The organism is Emticicia agri, assembly GCF_004168285.1.
Lineage (GTDB): Bacteria > Bacteroidota > Bacteroidia > Cytophagales > Spirosomataceae > Emticicia > Emticicia agri.
Genome location: NZ_SEWF01000012.1, coordinates 122,992 through 139,322, shown reverse-complemented (window position 1 = coordinate 139,322; position 16,331 = coordinate 122,992). Strand labels below are relative to the sequence as shown.

Annotated in this window: 13 protein-coding genes; 5 read left to right on the top strand and 8 right to left on the bottom strand. The window is 38.5% G+C overall.

The features are described 5' to 3' along the window. Positions 1-93 precede the first annotated feature (93 nt). Positions 94-939: a YecA family protein gene (locus EWM59_RS28225; RefSeq protein ID WP_207219969.1), complete on the top strand. Its 846-nt coding sequence runs from the start codon at positions 94-96 to the stop codon at positions 937-939. 69 nt (positions 940-1,008) lie between these two features. Here the strand turns inward: EWM59_RS28225 and EWM59_RS10525 are convergent, their stop codons facing one another. The 3 genes from EWM59_RS10525 to EWM59_RS10515 form a co-directional block, all read right to left on the bottom strand. After that, positions 1,009-4,752 (bottom strand): transglutaminase domain-containing protein, encoded by a 3,744-nt coding sequence (locus EWM59_RS10525; RefSeq protein WP_130020928.1) that lies wholly within the window; start codon positions 4,750-4,752, stop codon positions 1,009-1,011. Between the two features lie 139 nt (positions 4,753-4,891). Further along, on the bottom strand, positions 4,892-5,446 hold the full coding sequence (locus EWM59_RS10520) for a DUF6580 family putative transport protein (protein ID WP_130020927.1): 555 nt from the start codon (positions 5,444-5,446) through the stop codon (positions 4,892-4,894). 105 nt (positions 5,447-5,551) lie between these two features. Beyond that, the gene (locus EWM59_RS10515; protein ID WP_130020926.1) at positions 5,552-6,982 is read right to left on the bottom strand and encodes a circularly permuted type 2 ATP-grasp protein; all 1,431 of its coding nucleotides are present in this window, start codon (positions 6,980-6,982) and stop codon (positions 5,552-5,554) included. A 341-nt stretch (positions 6,983-7,323) separates the two neighbouring features. Between EWM59_RS10515 and EWM59_RS10510 the strand changes: the two genes are divergently transcribed. Next, the gene (locus EWM59_RS10510; RefSeq protein ID WP_130020925.1) at positions 7,324-8,904 is read left to right on the top strand and encodes a DUF5723 family protein; all 1,581 of its coding nucleotides are present in this window, start codon (positions 7,324-7,326) and stop codon (positions 8,902-8,904) included. Positions 8,905-8,955: 51 nt separating this feature from the next. Here the strand turns inward: EWM59_RS10510 and EWM59_RS10505 are convergent, their stop codons facing one another. From EWM59_RS10505 to EWM59_RS10495, 3 genes are all read right to left on the bottom strand, one after another. Further along, the gene (locus EWM59_RS10505; RefSeq protein WP_130020924.1) at positions 8,956-10,242 is read right to left on the bottom strand and encodes a Gfo/Idh/MocA family protein; all 1,287 of its coding nucleotides are present in this window, start codon (positions 10,240-10,242) and stop codon (positions 8,956-8,958) included. A gap of 105 nt (positions 10,243-10,347) precedes the next feature. Continuing rightward, positions 10,348-10,764 carry a GNAT family N-acetyltransferase gene (locus tag EWM59_RS10500; protein ID WP_130020923.1) on the bottom strand — a complete coding sequence of 139 codons (417 nt, stop codon included), beginning with the start codon at positions 10,762-10,764 and terminating at the stop codon, positions 10,348-10,350. A gap of 98 nt (positions 10,765-10,862) precedes the next feature. Continuing rightward, the gene (locus EWM59_RS10495) at positions 10,863-11,156 is read right to left on the bottom strand and encodes a LytR/AlgR family response regulator transcription factor (protein ID WP_130020922.1); all 294 of its coding nucleotides are present in this window, start codon (positions 11,154-11,156) and stop codon (positions 10,863-10,865) included. 345 nt (positions 11,157-11,501) lie between these two features. Here EWM59_RS10495 and EWM59_RS10490 point away from each other — a divergent pair, with 345 nt between their 5' ends. Both EWM59_RS10490 and rlmB read left to right on the top strand, forming a co-directional pair. Continuing rightward, positions 11,502-12,779: a GWxTD domain-containing protein gene (locus EWM59_RS10490; RefSeq protein WP_130020921.1), complete on the top strand. Its 1,278-nt coding sequence runs from the start codon at positions 11,502-11,504 to the stop codon at positions 12,777-12,779. Then, positions 12,752-13,591: a 23S rRNA (guanosine(2251)-2'-O)-methyltransferase RlmB gene (gene rlmB / locus EWM59_RS10485; protein WP_130020920.1), complete on the top strand. Its 840-nt coding sequence runs from the start codon at positions 12,752-12,754 to the stop codon at positions 13,589-13,591. Before EWM59_RS10490 ends, rlmB begins: the two co-directional genes overlap by 28 nt. On the opposite strand, the gene EWM59_RS10480 is transcribed toward rlmB, so the two are convergent. Both EWM59_RS10480 and EWM59_RS10475 read right to left on the bottom strand, forming a co-directional pair. Next, positions 13,588-13,893 (bottom strand): helix-turn-helix domain-containing protein, encoded by a 306-nt coding sequence (locus EWM59_RS10480; protein ID WP_130020919.1) that lies wholly within the window; start codon positions 13,891-13,893, stop codon positions 13,588-13,590. The genes rlmB and EWM59_RS10480 overlap by 4 nt on opposite strands. Next, positions 13,893-15,353 carry a leucine-rich repeat domain-containing protein gene (locus tag EWM59_RS10475; protein WP_130020918.1) on the bottom strand — a complete coding sequence of 487 codons (1,461 nt, stop codon included), beginning with the start codon at positions 15,351-15,353 and terminating at the stop codon, positions 13,893-13,895. Before EWM59_RS10475 ends, EWM59_RS10480 begins: the two co-directional genes overlap by 1 nt. Positions 15,354-15,519: 166 nt before the next feature. Here EWM59_RS10475 and EWM59_RS10470 point away from each other — a divergent pair, with 166 nt between their 5' ends. Further along, entirely contained in the window at positions 15,520-16,278 is a 759-nt protein-coding gene (locus EWM59_RS10470; RefSeq protein ID WP_130020917.1) for an enoyl-CoA hydratase/isomerase family protein, read from the top strand. The last annotated feature ends 53 nt before the right edge of the window (positions 16,279-16,331 follow it).

Sequence of the window (16,331 nt, the reverse complement as noted above, 5' to 3'; positions counted from 1 at the left end):
GTTAAAAAATGATATAGGAAGGCAACTCTTGTGGGTTGCCTTTTTTCTTACCCATTTTTGCCATAATTTTGTGGTTTCAGAAAACAACAAACCATGTTTACCTACCAAATCAAAAATCCGAAAGAGGCTTTTATCAATATTGAGATAGGAGAGGGAGAGTTTGCCGGAAAAATATTGAAATCAGATGAACTACAGCCTTGTATGGAGTTAACCTGTAGCTGCGGAAACATCTATTTTGCAGATGCCGACCAACTCTATGCCTTAGATGTTGCCAATAATCAGGTTTTAAAATACACCGACTCGGAAGTAATAGATAGTACGAAAGATACTTATCTGAAATCGCTTGAAAATGAAATATCAGGTGAGCAATGGGGTGAACTCAATACCTTTTTTAAAGACCTGAAAGGGATGGCTTCTGAAATGGCTGATGCCAATAAAATTGAAGCCAATTTTGCCAATTACAGAAAGGTATTGCAGGAATCTCAGATGGTATCTTACTATGAGGTGCTGCCCTGGTCTTTTGATTTGCATATAGAAATTGAAGGCACCAAGTACTGGATTAGTGATTTTTATTGTGTGCAACCCTCTTGTACCTGTACCAGTGTTTTGTTGTTATTATCATTGAGTTATGACGAACAGCCATCATTAGAGTTGTGGTACGACTATAGCAATCAGGAGGTGTCGATGGGTCAATTAGATGACAAGAAATTACCGGTTACGAAAATCATCAGAGAAATCAGATATACGCAGGTCGATAAGTTCAGAAAAACTTTAAGCAATCGTCATGAAAGAATGACTAAGTTTTTCAATAATTTTTTGCAGAAAAACAAAATTTCTCCTACCCTTCAATCACCGATTATTGGTGCAGAAACCATAGGAAGGAATGATTTATGTAGCTGTGGAAGCGGTAAAAAATATAAAAAATGCTGTGGTGTCTGAGGGGTATCATCAGCATCTGTTATTAAAAATGGGCGTGGCATTTTTAGTGCCACGCCCGTTATTTTCCTGTTATTTCAAAACCACCGAAGTGTTTTCGGCTTCTACTACTTTGGTAATGAATGTTTTAAACTCTTCAAAATCCTTCACACTGATATTCTTTCTTTCTGCCTGATAGGTTCGTTTTACTTTCAGATGCTGGTCGTCTATTTTCGTAAAGGCTAAATCATATACATTCCCTTTGAATGTCAGATGTACATTTTCTGGAACTTCAAGGAACTTGGTCGGATTGTCTAAATTAATGGTAATCGTTTCATCATAATACTCTACGGTTTCGTAGTAGTTATAATCAAAATCAAATACCCGTTGGCCTTCATCAAAAATATCCAGTTTCGCAACCACATCAGAAAACGGAATCTTTAAGGTTTTAAAAGAGCCTACTTTCTTTACTTCATTATCAACGGTGTACTCATACGTATAAGAAGCTGTATCTGCCCGTGGTTCCAGTTTTTGAAAAGTAAAACTGTTGACTTTAATAGTAGAAGTAAAATTGGCTGTTAAATCTTTTTTAAGATTCTCTTTTCTTTTCTCGTCATCGTCGTAATAATAACTTTTCGTAGCTCCACTTGCCTGATTTCCTGTTTTTAATACCTGATTTTTTACGGCAATACTATTGGTTGAGTTTACTTTAATGGTACTATTTCTGATAATCTTGTTCACATACCCCTCATTCAGTTTCAACGTACTTAAACTAATGTTTTTCGGAATACTCTTGTTTGGAATTTCCAGAATCGACGCTTCATTATGGGTATAGTACAAGTGTGCATAAGGTAAATCGGTATCGGTTAGTTCCAGATACTTGGGGCCACTTTTCAGATTGACTTTTACAATACAGTGGTTAAAGTTCAGCGAGGGTAAAAACACATCTTTCTGGCCATTATCGCGGGTATTAATCAGCACCAGATTTACATCAAGCCCGGCTGTTCGGGCAATAGAAGCATAAAGGGTTGATACATCTTTACAGTCGCCCAGGCGGGTATGATAAATAGTTGATGCCTTTTGGGGTACATAGCTTCCTTGTCTGAAATCGACAGAACTGTACTGAATGTTTTTACAGACAAAATCATAAATGATTTTTGCCTTTTGCTCGTCTGTATAGTTTTTCCCATCAAACAGACTTTTAGTAATCGAACGGATTGTAAAATCAGGTTGTGCCTGTTTTTCAGATAAATCGCTATACCATTGGGCTATGTCATACCAGGTATAACCTAAATTAATGTGAACCACCATACCAATATCACTGAATGGTAGGGGATGGGTCTCGCTTTTCAGTACCTCAGGCGAGGTCAGTTTCCAGCTACGCACATGAAAGCCATCTTTTTTACTTAACTCCGGTTTAAGCGTTCCATTGGCTACAGAATCTTTTAGATTGACACCTTCTTCAGCAAAAACGGTGTATTCTCTCTTATAAATGGGCTTATAAGAGCTAAGTGGGAAACTATCATAGATAAACAAGGCAGATTTGCTGCCATCTACTTGCTTCTGGGTATAATCTACATAAATATAGTCGCCTACTTCCAGGTTTGTAAATACGGCCTCGTCTCCATTGCGTTCGGCTTCTATTTTATTGCCGTTCTTTTTAATGGTTTTTGTCTCGTTTACTTGTAGGCTCATATTGGCATCGGCAGTCAGTTCTATTTTCTGCCAGTCTTCAATCGCACTTTCCTGATTTATCTTGATAATGTAAGACCGACGGTATCCGGTAGCTTTTGTTTTAAATATAACCAACGTTTTTTTGTCTATCACAATATCATAAGACTGTTTGCTTTTGGCTACATATTCTTTTTCGTAGGCACCGATTACCTCCGCAGGAGAAATGCTTCCGGCTAAATCAAAAACGGCTTTCTGGTCTTTCAATTCCCGTTTTTTTTCATTGTACTCAAACGAGAAAGGAAAATAACGCAAGGCTTCTTCATAATAGACCATCGCATTTTTCTTGTCGTTTTTCATTTTATACAAAGTAGCCAGGTCTCCCAGGTTTGAATAATCTGACGGTACATTTTTCAGAATTCTCATAGCTGCCTTGATGGCTCCATCATAATCTCTTTTACGGGTAAGCAGGTTTATTATCTTTTTATCTAACAGAGGGTCTTTAGAATAATTTCTTGCCCATTCGAGCGTTTTAATGGCATCGTCTATTCTTCCCTGCGCAATATAGTTTTCACGTAAACTTTCGGCAACGGCAAAGCTGTAGGTTTCTTTCAGGAAATTTTCTAAAAGTTCGTTAGATTTTTGCGGATCAGCATTCAATGCTTTCTGAAGGTTATGTCTGATGAGAACCAGTTCGCTGTTGTCAGGATATTTTTTGGTTATCTCCTCCATCTTTTCCAGCATCTTGTCAAGATTTTCATCGATACCCAGCAGGATAATCTCATAGAGAAGATTATTGAATTCAACGTAAGGATAATTTTCTTTAAATGTGCTAATCAATCCTTTGAGTTTACTTTTATCGGTATCATTAGCTATATCTGATATTTCATTGGCCAATATATCGAGGTCATTCGGATACAATTCTTTAAAGGTGGCATAAGTTTTATTCTGTTCGGTAGTATTTTCCGAATCTTTATAAAACAGAATCAATTGTCTTAATACCAGATAATTTTTAGGATAAGCCACTGCCAATGCACTCAGAATTTCTTCGGCAGCGTATAAATCATTGGCTCTCATATACGCTTTGGCTAAGAGCAATTGAGATAAAATATCATTTTTATCAAATTTTTTCTTTAACCCCTCAACGGCAAAAAACGGGATATGCGTAAAAGAACCCTTGTTTTTCTGATAAGGCTGATAGGTATTCTGAGAATTGAGTGGCAGATGCTTGTCGGCTAAGTCTGTAAATCTCACATAAAAACTGGGGAAAGTTTCTTCATACTCGCCCAATTGAATCAGCACCCTATTATAACCTTTATTCAGATGGCATTTTATCTGAAAATAATCTATTTCGGTTCTTCTTCTTTCCTGTTCGCTATAAGCCAGCGAATCGTTCAGCCATACTTTTAACGAACCTGAATAACCGATTTTCATCAGCACATCTTGCTCCTCTGATGATTCTATAAACGATTGCGCATAGATGATAGAATTGACGCTATAAAAATTATAGGTTTTATAGTAGTAGCCGTCTTGTAAGCCTAATTGGGGTATAAACCATTGAATATCGGCACCATATCTTGACTGAAAGGTTTTTTCAGGCTTCGGATGCTGTAATACGCCAAAGTCTTTATTAAAACCGCTATTCATTACATTATCAAATGGTCCTACCAAAGCCCAGTTTTTAACTGAATTCATTTGCTGGTCATACGCTTTATATTTTTCCAGATTATTGGCAAATGTATAATGCGTAATGAAACGGTACTTGATAATTTCTTCAAATCTGGTTTTTAAACGGGCATCAGATTCGACCTTTTTCATCATATTAAGCTGAAAAGGTTTGTGCTTGGTAGGATAACCTACCACACCCTCATCAAACCACATGGCAAATAATTCGTCACCCGGGTCGGGATTATGGTCGTAAAAATCATTAAAAAGTTCAGAGGCTTTTTCTGATTTGCCCAAGACCGAATAAAGCATGGTAAGAGTTAATTGCGCTTTTTCTTTGGTGGGCTTGTCTTTTACGGCTTTTTCAAAAGAAGCGATGGCATTATTTACATCGGCATTGTTCAGATATTCCCAACCTCTCTGATAATTGGTTTGTGCCAATAATTGTGTAGTGCCGCAGAAACAGCATAGCAAGAATAGAAAAAAGATGTTTTTTTTCACTGATATAGTCACATTTAGATTAAAAATGATTGAAACGGCAGTTTTTTAGCTGTAAAACTTAACAGATAAACCTTATATGAAAAAGAGGTTTTCTAATGGAAAACCTCTTTTTCAATATTAAATTGTAAGTAAAATATACTCAGGCAACTCTTAATACTTCAAAGCGGCGTTGTAACAGATAGAAGCTACCAAATAACAGGCCAGAATAAAATAAATCTCCTAAAATCTGATTTTTCAGAAAAGGTAATCCTGCTTCATACGAGGCTATGATACCAGTCCAGTTATGCGGATAATTTCCTAATGAAGGGCTTGGCACAGCAGCCTCAGGGTATAAGAAAGCAAAATTGGTGATTAAAAAGAAAATCAACGAACTTGCTACTGCAGCACTTACTACCTTCAATATGCTTACTTTTTTCAGAACCATAATGCCTACTAATGTAACCAGTGCAAATGAACCATAAACCACAGGCATACCTGAATGGAACCCATGCCCTGTTAGTAGCTCGTGCATGGTATCGCTGATAAGCATGGCAGAAAAAGGAACCAGAAAAGCCAGCCAGCGATTACTGAAGTAAGCACCCCCAAATAAAGCTATGGCAGCCATAGGCGTAAAATTGAAAGGATGCGGAAAAAATCTTGACAAAGCAGCTAATACAATAATGGCGGCAATTGTCGAATAACGAGTAATATTCATATAAAATTGATGTGTCAGTAACTGGCTGATGATGCACCAGCCTAAGTTACCGCAAAAATACGAACCTTATTGCAGAATCAAAAATAAATGATGCCTTCAGTTTTCTTAATACAGCACCCAGGTATCTTTGCTTCCACCTCCCTGCGATGAATTAACTACTAACGAACCTTTACGCAAAGCCACACGGGTAAGCCCGCCGGGTGTTACATGAATGCCATTGCCATAGAGTATATAAGGGCGCAAATCCACATGCCGACCTTCCAGACCTTCTTCTAATACACAAGGGCTACGTGATAAAGAGATAGTAGGTTGGGCAATATAGTTTCTCGGATTAGCCTTAATTCTTTTCTTGAACAGGTCATGCTCTTTTTTGGTGGCTTTAGGGCCAATCAGCATACCATATCCTCCGGCTTCATTGGCTTCTTTTACTACTAAGTCGGCAATGTTTTCCAATACATATTTCATTGACCCCTCTTCTCCACAGATATAGGTATCCACATTCGGAATAATGGCCTCTTCACCTAAATAATACTTTATAATTCTTGGTACATACGCATACACTACTTTATCATCGGCCACGCCCGTACCCGGTGCGTTGGCACGCGCAATATTTCCTTTTCTATATACATCAAACAGACCCGGAATACCTATCAGCGAGTGAGGATTAAATGTGAGGGGGTCCATAAACGTATCATCAATTCTTCTGTAAATTACATCAACAGTTTTAAAGCCTTTCGTTGTCCGCATTTTTACATAATCACCTGATACTACCAAATCTCTGTAATCTACCAGTTCAACACCCATTTGTTGTGCCAGATAAGAGTGTTCAAAATAGGCTGAATTATAAATACCAGGGGTTAAAACTACCACCGTTGGGTCTGGGCGACCGGATATATAACGTAATACCTCTAATAGTTTGGCAGGGTATTCAGAAATGGAGCGTACACTTGATTGTGAAAGGACATCGGGAAAAGTCTGTTTGGATAATTCACGGTTTTCGAGCATATAAGATACACCAGACGGACAGCGAAGGTTATCTTCAAGTACCCTGAAAACTCCGTCATTTCCACGTATCAGGTCGGTACCTGTAATATGAATCCAGATTTTTTTAGGAGGGGTGAGTCCCTTACATTCTTTCAGAAAGCCTTTGCTCGATTCAATGATTTCACGGGGAATAACTTTGTCTTTCAGAATTTTCTGTTCATTGTAAATATCCTGTAAAAAAAGGTTCAGAGCGGTAATACGCTGAAGCAAGCCTTTCTCTAAACGATTCCATTCTGAAGAGTCAATCACCCTCGGAATAATATCGACAGGAATAATCCGTTCGGTTCCACCTTCTTCTGAATATACATTGAAAGTAATCCCGGCCGAAATCATAGACCGTTCGGCGGCTTTTTGTTTGATTAATAATTCACCAATAGAAAGCTTTTCAATCCGTTCTTTTAAAAAATGATTACCTACTCTTGCAGCAGTTTCGTCAGTAAGCATCTCATCAAAAAAACTCTCGGTTTGGTAGTTTTTGAAGTCGTAGGTCATATAAGTTTCTTTGGTTTTAGGATAAACTAATGGACTAAAATATCATAAGCAATCATTAATTCAAAATCTTCTACCGATTTTGTATATAAATAATTATTTTTGTCGTTCTTTTAGAAACTGTTTAAGTTAAGTTTTATGAATCAAAATGAATTATTTTTTGCAAAGGCAAGACAACAAAACCGGAGTTTAGCAGAGCTAAATGAGCGGACGCCGCGCGGGATTTTGGTGGCGCAGCATTTGCGAATAAGAATCATTTTGAACGGAAAAGATTAACTTAAACAGTTTCTTAGATAAATGGCTATTGATTGAATCCAGTTTCAGGAAATATAATCCTATTATAGATGCGGCTACCCTTTTGCTTTTTTTTGGTATTTATCCATTTGCAAACCTATTCACAACAGTGGCTGGGTATTTCGCCGAGTAATTATGGAGGTACCTATGGTATTTATACCAATCCGGCAAACGTAGCCGATTCCCGCTATAAAATTTTTCTTAATCTTGCCGGAGCCAATATCGATGTTATCAATAATTATGCGGCCTGGGGTGCCCCTTATTCTGTTTTAGGGCTTGTAACCAATACTGTTGCGGCCAGACACCGTGCCGATAACGGGAGTATTCTATATCGGAACAGCTATACCAAAGAATCGCTTGACAATACCAATTCTACTGCATTTTTTGGAGCCGATATCAGAGGCCCTTCGCTCATGTTTACGCTTGAAAAAGCCAAAATGGCTATCGGTCTTACTACCCGTGGGCGGCTCATTGCCAATCTTAATAATACTACTACCCCTGTTGCCCGTGTTTTTGTGAATGGTACAGTTCTGCCAACTACCTATGGTATTCCGCAGAATGATAACCATTTTGCGGCAAACCTGAATGGATATGCTGAAATGGGGCTGACTGTCGGGAAAGTTATCAGAGAGCAGGAGGAACATTTTCTGAAAGCAGGCTTAACTGTTAAACGGGTAAATGCTGTTCTGAACCTACATTATATTGGACAAGAAGTTGATTTTACGATAGACCAGATAGCGAACCGACCCAGAAAACAGAATCTTTTCTTTGAAAATGCGGTCGGAACTTATGGCATGACCAAAATCGGAGCATTACAGATTGCCGGATTCAGCCCGAACTGGTTATTTGGCAATGCACCTGCGGGTATTGGCTATGGGTTAGATATTGGTTTTGTGTATGAATATAGGCCTGATTATAATAAGTACGATATACGTGTCAAAGATGGGTTGATGATGGATGGTACTAAAAACAAGTACCAATATAAGCTCAGTATGGCATTGCTTGATTTTGGCCAGATACGCTATAAAAGTGAACCATTTGTTTATCAGACAGATGTGGCTGAATCGAATGTGCTGATAAGTCCCGGTACTTTTAATAAAATAGATTCGCCTGATAAACTTTATAATCAGATGAATACTGCTTTTGGCTGGACAGACATTAATTACCGACATCAGTTTAACGTGCCGCTGCCAGCCGTAATTGCCACTACTTTTGATTATGCGTTTTCGGAAAGAATATACCTGAATGCTACCTGGATTCAGAGTATCAGAGGTACCAAATCAATTGGCATGAATCAGCCCTCTATGATTGCTTTTATTCCCCGTTGGGAGTCGAAATGGTTAGAGGTATCTGTGCCGCTTGCTTTACAGAATGGGTACCGGAATCTGACAATGGGACTGGCAGGCAGAGCGGGTCCATTGTTTTTAGGGACTGATAATTTACCAGGACTTTTGAATATAGGTAATCCGAAAGGATTGAATGCCTATTTCGGGCTTTTTGTACCTATTCACCGCAAACTGCCAGACTCACCTAATGCCTGTTATTCTGAAATTAGAGAGGGCTGGGGGCAAGGCATCAGAGATATTTTCAAGAAAAGAAAACAACGCAGAAATTGGAGCAGAGTGAGATAAAAGAAATGCCTGTTTTTTGAACAGGCATTTCTTTTATCTCTTTTACACGTTTTACACTTTCACGCCAAAAGGCTCACGCATTTTTCTGCTGAGTTTTTTATTAGCTTCTGCATCGTCAAATTTCTCTGTAACAGGATTCCATTTCAAAGGGCGACGCAATTCATACCCGATATTGGCAATATTGCAGACGGTACAGGTACGATGCCCGATTTCTACATCGCATAGTGGTTTTTGTCGGGTACGTATTGAGTTTAAAAAGTCTTTATAATGATTGCCGCCAACTGGAGACACCAGTTTAATATCAGTTTCTTTCAATTGCACGTCTTTTAGCTTGTCAGGCACATTCAGAAACGAGCGGCTTACTTCAATGATACCATCTTTGCCTCTGAACTGAACAGCGTTGCCTTTGCCAAAATCATGATGTATCATTTTTACGCCATTAGCATATTTAAAAACCATTCCCTGGTCTGCCTCGGGATAGGTAGGAGGATATAGTTCTACCGGACCACTTTCGTCCATACCTAAGCCCCATTGGGCAATATCAAACATGTGTGCACCCCAATCGGTTACATCGCCACCACCAAAACCTTTATAATAACGCCATTTGCCCCAGAACGTATCTTCCAGACGTGGTGCCAGAAAATGGTGATAAGGGTGTGGTTGATTGGGTCCCAGCCACATATCCCAGTTCATGGTAGCAGGTACTGGTTCGGGTTGAAAATCTACTGGTTTAGGCGGGCCGCCTATGGTTACTCTCACTTCGGTAATCTCTCCGATATATCCGTTTCTTACCAGCTCACAGGCCCTTCTGAAACCATCAGCCGAACGTTGCATGCTGCCTGTTTGTAATACCCTTTTATTTTTTCTTACGGCATTCACCAAGGCTCTGCCTTCAGCTACTGTGAAAGTAAGCGGTTTTTCTAAATAGATGTCTTTCCCTTTTTCTGCGGCTCTTATGGCTATAGAAGCGTGCCAATGGTCTGGCGTGGCAATTACTACGGCATCAATATCTTTTCTATCTAATAATTCCAGATAGTTTTCATAAACCTTTGGCTGTGTTTTTTCTTCGCCCAAAAACTGTTTGGCATTTTTTACAAACAAATCTTGTGTAAAACTGTCAGATTTGGATTTGTCCACATCGCAGGCAGCAAGCAGGTTAATTTCTTTGGTTTCTAAAAACCGCCCCTGAAGCCCACGAGCCTGGCGGCCTAAACCAATAAAACCAACATTAATTACATCGCTTGGTGCTAAAAATCCTCTGCCTAATACATTTCTTGGTACAATAGAAAAAGCGGCCAGTGTTCCGGTTGTTTTAATAAAATTTCTACGGGTGGTCATAGTAAATAAGGTTGAATGACAGGTAAATATATATTGAATAGATTACCAAATATAAGCCGGAAACGGGTGTATTTATATCATCAGAAAGGATTTATTTATGTATGCTTATACTAAATCGTTGGGGTCATCTAAGGTATAGGCGTGCGTATGATGTGTCATACCGATACGAGGATAGTAATTAATGGCTTTAGGTGCCGAAAGCAGAATTAATTTAGCCTGTGGACTGGCAATTTTTGTATGACGAATCAATTCCCGACCAATACCTAATTTCTGATATTGTTCATCAACAAATAAATCAGATAAATAAGTACAGAAAACCCAATCAGTAACTGACCTTGCCACACCTACCAGTTTATTGTTGATTCTTGCCGTAATAATCAGATTGGCATTTTCAACCATTGCTTTTATCCGCTCAAAATCGTCCACAGGTCGTCTTTCGCCTAAAGAAGATGCAATAAGGGTATCATTAAATTCCTGCCAGTCGAGGTCTTTTTCGTGTGCGTATTGTACAGCTATTTCCATGAAATTTGTTTGGTTGTAGTACAGACAAATGTATTGAAATACATGGCATTATGCAAAATAAAAGAGGAACTAAAATGCAAGATTTGCAAGGTGTTATCCTATAAGTTCTTCACAAGTAATTTTTTTCGTCTGGACACTTGTATGTGTTTTCCGTTGCTCATTTTAATAAAAAATATTCCCCCTGCTTTGTAAATATCGCTGATGTATTCAGGATTGAGGAGAAATGAGCGGTGTATTCTGAGGAAATGGTTAATTCCGAGCTTGTTGTGGTAGTGTTTAAGTGTAAAGGCGGACAGACTTTTATGGCCGTTTTTGAGATGCAGAATGCTATAATTCTGGTCAGCCTCTAAATAAACAATTTCGTTGGGCAATATAGGCTTGGCGGTATTCATGGTTTGTAGGTTTAATCAGCATTAAAATTACAAATCCAACAGGTGAAGCGGCAATACCCTTTTGAGGGTAGTTTGTGGTTAGTTTTACCTTGAAGCAGATTACATTATTATAATATTCTACCTTACTCACGCCCTTGACTTCATCCAAGCGTTGGTTTTTCAATACCTTTGTATAGTCAGAAAGTAAAATTCCATTCGCATTTATTAAATAGCCTGCAACTCTCACACAATACTTGCCACGAATCGCAATAAAAAATCTTTCTTCCTCGTTCTGATTTTGTTTTTCTTCATTAAATAGTTTTATTAAAAAGAAAATTTCTACATTTGGAACAAGAATCGGGTATAATGAGAAAAATCCTTTTATATGCTTTAATATTGGGCCTCACCGGGTGTGCTACCAATAAAAAAACAAGCACTAAAGCTCCACGTGAGATACGAACTGCTGTAAATACGCCGGAAGTGGTAGCCAAACCTATGGTAGTGGCTATTAAGAGTCGATACATTGTAAAAGATTCTTCTACTGCAAAGATTTTTATGGAGTTGGATGTCGAGAACCTGAGCAGAGACAAGGCCATGCAACAAATGAAAGATGCGTTCCGCATGAGTTGGTTGTTGCAGTCGGACTATGGCGTGAGAGACAGGCTGGCTTTTAACCGGATTGAATTTACAGAGCAGAATTTCTTTTTGAGAGACGATAAACTGGAGATTGTATTTGATGTACAAAGACCCAAGAACGTCAGCAAGGCTTTGTTACTGACTGAAATATTTGAACTGGCAACCAACAAAAAGTCTAACAACGATTTAGTAGTTGATTTTTCGGCTACCCGTTTAAGCGATAGATTCGGCTTGTATGCGGGCGATTTTACCCGTCCGCTTTTCAGAAATTATATCAATAAGAAAGATTCTTTTCAGATTCGGAGTATTGATAACCACGTTCGTGATTTGTTCCTGATACGCTATACCAACGATTTTGACCCTGCTCAGTCGCCTATGGCAACTACGCTCAGACCGGCCATTAAATCGCTGAAAGTTGAGGAAATTGTCAAAGTACAATCAGGCACACCAATCCAGTTGCAGAACGAAGGTTTGTATTTTGCCGTTGAAGATACCCTGAACACAAGCACAGGCTTTGGATTCTTGATTGTGGATAATCGTTTTCCGAAGTTTACAATGCCTGAAAAACTGGTAAAACCACTTATTTATATGAGTACCAGTCAGGAAACACGTACGGTAAACGAAAACCCTGATGCCAAACAAGCCCTCGACCGCTATTTTTTAGCAGTTACAGGCGGTAACCAGACTTTGGCGAAGAAAATTATCAAGACCTATTATAGAAGAATTGAAGAAGCAAACCGTTTGTTTACTTCATTCAAAGAGGGCTGGAAGACCGATAAAGGCATGGTTTATATTATTCTGGGGCCACCTAATAAAGTGCAGCGCAGCCGTGACAGGGAGGTGTGGATGTATGCACAAAGCCAGAATTTCTCAGAAATTATCTTTACATTTAATAAAAAACCAAATCAGTTTACAGATAACTATTATGAACTGGTTCGGTATCCCGAATATCAGGCATATTGGTATCCGTTCGTAGAAGCATGGAGAACAGGAAACGTTATGGAGTAAGTTCAGAATCAGGTAGCCGCACAGACGGAGCCCGTTCTGATTTCAAGAAAAAGCAAAAGTATTTTGCCAAACCAAATTTTGAAAAATCTTCGAAACCAGATATAGTTTTTGGTGTACAATCGGTATTAGAAACACTGAAAGGCCCCAAAGAAATTGAAAAAATATTAATTCAGCGTGAATTCGGTCATGCAGAGGTGGAAAAACTGGCCAAAGAACGTGATTTGCCCGTTCAGCGAGTACCCCTCGAAAAACTGAACCGCATCACGATGAAAAATCATCAGGGGGTAATCGCCTTTGTATCTGCCGTTAATTACGCCAAAACATCGAATGTTATCGCCGATATTTTTGAGAAAGGAGAAGTGCCTCTGCTATTAGTATTAGACCGTATTACTGATGTGCGTAATTTTGGTGCGATTGCCCGTACTGCCGAATGTTCGGGTGTACATGCCATTATTGTGGCATCAAGGGGTGCTGCACAAATCAATGCCGATGCCATGAAAACTTCTTCAGGTGCATTGAATTACCTGCCTGTATGCCGGGAAAATAGCCTTTCACAGGTTTTAGATGAATTGAAACAATCGGGTATTCAGATAGTAGCCTGTACCGAAAAAGCTACCGAACAATTATATAGTATAGATTTTACCGTTCCGACAGCCATTCTGATGGGTTCAGAGGAAGATGGTATTTCTGAAAACCTGCTCGAACAGGCCGACCACGCTACTAAAATTCCGATGGTAGGGAAAATAGGCTCATTGAATGTGTCGGTAGCCACCGGAGTAATATTATATGAAGTGGTAAGGCAACGGATTTAAAGCTCATTCAAAGTTTGCTGTAAAAACGCTCTGATTGTGAGTAACCTCGTTTTCAGAGCATTTTTACTTTTATTGAGATCGGTCTTTTTATTAATCTTACGTTCGGTACCTTTCAGCGTAAGCGTACCTTTGCTTTTTACCTCTATAATCTCCCGAAGTTTGTCAATGTCTTTTTGTGTCAGTTTTCGGTCACGCCCATTACGCTCAAACCTTAGTTTGAATTTTTTTTCATAAAACCGGATCTTTGATGCCGTAACACCTAAAATCTCGGACACTTCGTTGGTAGTATAGAAAAGTTTCATCAGCGTACTAAAATATCTTTTTTCTCTAAATCAGTTACCAATTTAGCTAATTCTTCTTTCTTCTCAGCAATTCTGTTAAAATCATTCTCTACAAAAAAGACTCTTTGTAATTTTTCAAACTTTCTTAACTGAACAGGTACTTCCATAATCTGGTTTTTGCTCATGTCAATTTCAATGAGATTTTCTAACTGATAGATTTCTTCAGGAACTCTTTTAAACATATTATAACTGATATGCAGCAGCTTCAAATCAGGCAGCGTAGGCAAATCATTCAGTCGGTTGTGGTGCGCATAAAGGGTTTCTAAAGTCCTGATTTTGGCTATGTGTGCCGGAAGATTCCAGAGTTCGTTATTAGATACTGCCAGGGTTTTCAGCTTGGGCATATTACATATTTCGTTGGGTAATTGTTTCAGATTATTATAGTAGAGGTCTAACTCTTCTAAAGCAGGCAGTTTGGTTATATTAATAGGTACTGCTGAAAGATTGGCATTGTATAAGTTCAGGGCTTTCAGATGAGCCATCTTTCTGAAATCACGTTTTCTGAAACCTTTATAGCGGTTATTACCTAAAAATAATACTTCTAAGTTCCGATTTTTAGCGAGGCTTCTTGGTAGGTAGGAGATACCTGTATATTGTAAATTAAGGTCTTTTATGTGGGTATTTTTCTTAAATTTCAGCTTGTTATCATAAATGGGATTGTTGCTGATACTCAGAAATTTCAGATTCTTTATTTTAGATACAGACTTTGGTATTTTTTCGATATAGTTATCCGATAAATCTAATTTTTCGAGATTCTTAAACCTGAATACCACCATCGGAAACGACTCAAGAGCCAGATTATTCAGCATCAAGGTCTTGACAGTATCCGGTTTATCACAGGCTTGTGCCATTTCCATGTTGTAAATATACATTTTGCTTGGCTTTTTAGGCTGACTGCCCAGAGTTATTAAGAAAGACATACTAAACGGCTCTTTACTCAGATTATCAGGTAACCGATAAGTTTTGCAGAACTCTTCTACGACTGCATGGAATTTTTGTCTGTTTTCAGGATTGAGAGAGTCATTAAACATACTCGGTCTATTATTATTAATCACAACAGAACCCTGAAACCCATACACAAAATAATCAATTGTGCCATTGGGTTGAACCATTAATTCAACAGGAAAAGATTTCGCTTCGTTAAACTGATAAAACTTTACATTGCGTTTGCTGGCGAAACGGTAAAGGTCAGTATAGATTTTTTTTACTTCTACATCTAAAATGACCGTTCTATTTTTATCATCGGCAGTAGTAATATTCAGACGCTTATAGGGGGTTGTCGATTGACGGATAGTGGCTTTACCCTCCTGTATAATTTTTGGTGGAAATATGTCTCTTTCAAAATCTTTAGCCTGATACACTTTTTGTTGCCCAAGCGAGTAAAAAGAAACAAATAAGAGGAGGCAGAATAGGTTTTTCATAGATTTAGTTTTTTTATTTACAAATATAACTAAGTTTTTAGTTGTATATTTTATTTGCTGGAAGAAAATTTTTTAACGGTAATTTTGGAAGATTAATTTTCTCTAAAGTCAGTATGCAGGCATAAGAGAATTAACTACATTTGTTTAACAAATCAGATACGATACTATGGAGTACCACGATATAATTGTAGAAGAGAAAGAAGCAATAAGTATCATTACCTTAAACAGACCTGCTTCGCTCAATGCCCTTACGCCGCTGATGATAGTAGAATTAAAGCATGCTTTAACCGCTATAGCAAAACGTGCCGATATAAAAGTAGTAGTGGTAAAAGGGGCAGGCAGGGCTTTTTCGGCAGGAGTTGATTTAAAGGCATTGAATGAAGGTATTCAGGGCGGGCAGTTCAAGGCATCAGATATATTGCAAGATGGCAACGACATTGCACACATCTTACGTACCATGCCCCAACCGGGTATTGTATTGGTGCATGGGTATTGCTATACAGGGGCAACCGAACTGATGCTATTTTTTGACTTGATTGTGGCCGCAGAAAATGCTAAAATCGGAGATACACATACCAAATGGGGCATATTACCCAAATGGGGAATGACCCAACGTTTACCAAAATTGGTGGGTTTATTGAAAGCCAAAGAACTTTCGTTTACGGCTAAACCCATTACAGGCAAAGAGGCAGAGAGCATAGGATTAGTAAACAGGGCTGTACCTTTGGAAAAATTAGAAGAAACCGCTTTTGAGTTAGCCCATGAGATTTTACAGAATTCAGCCCAGACCATAGCTGCCATGAAGCACCTTTATAACGAAGGGTTTTCTAAAACTTTAGAAGAAGGTTTAGCTATTGAACAGGAGTTCCTGACCGAAATCACCGACAGGGCAGAGTTTTTAAAGAATTTTGAGAAGAATAAGTAGAGTAAATTATTTTATTTAACCACGAAGTAACACGAAGTTTTGCACAGAGTTAC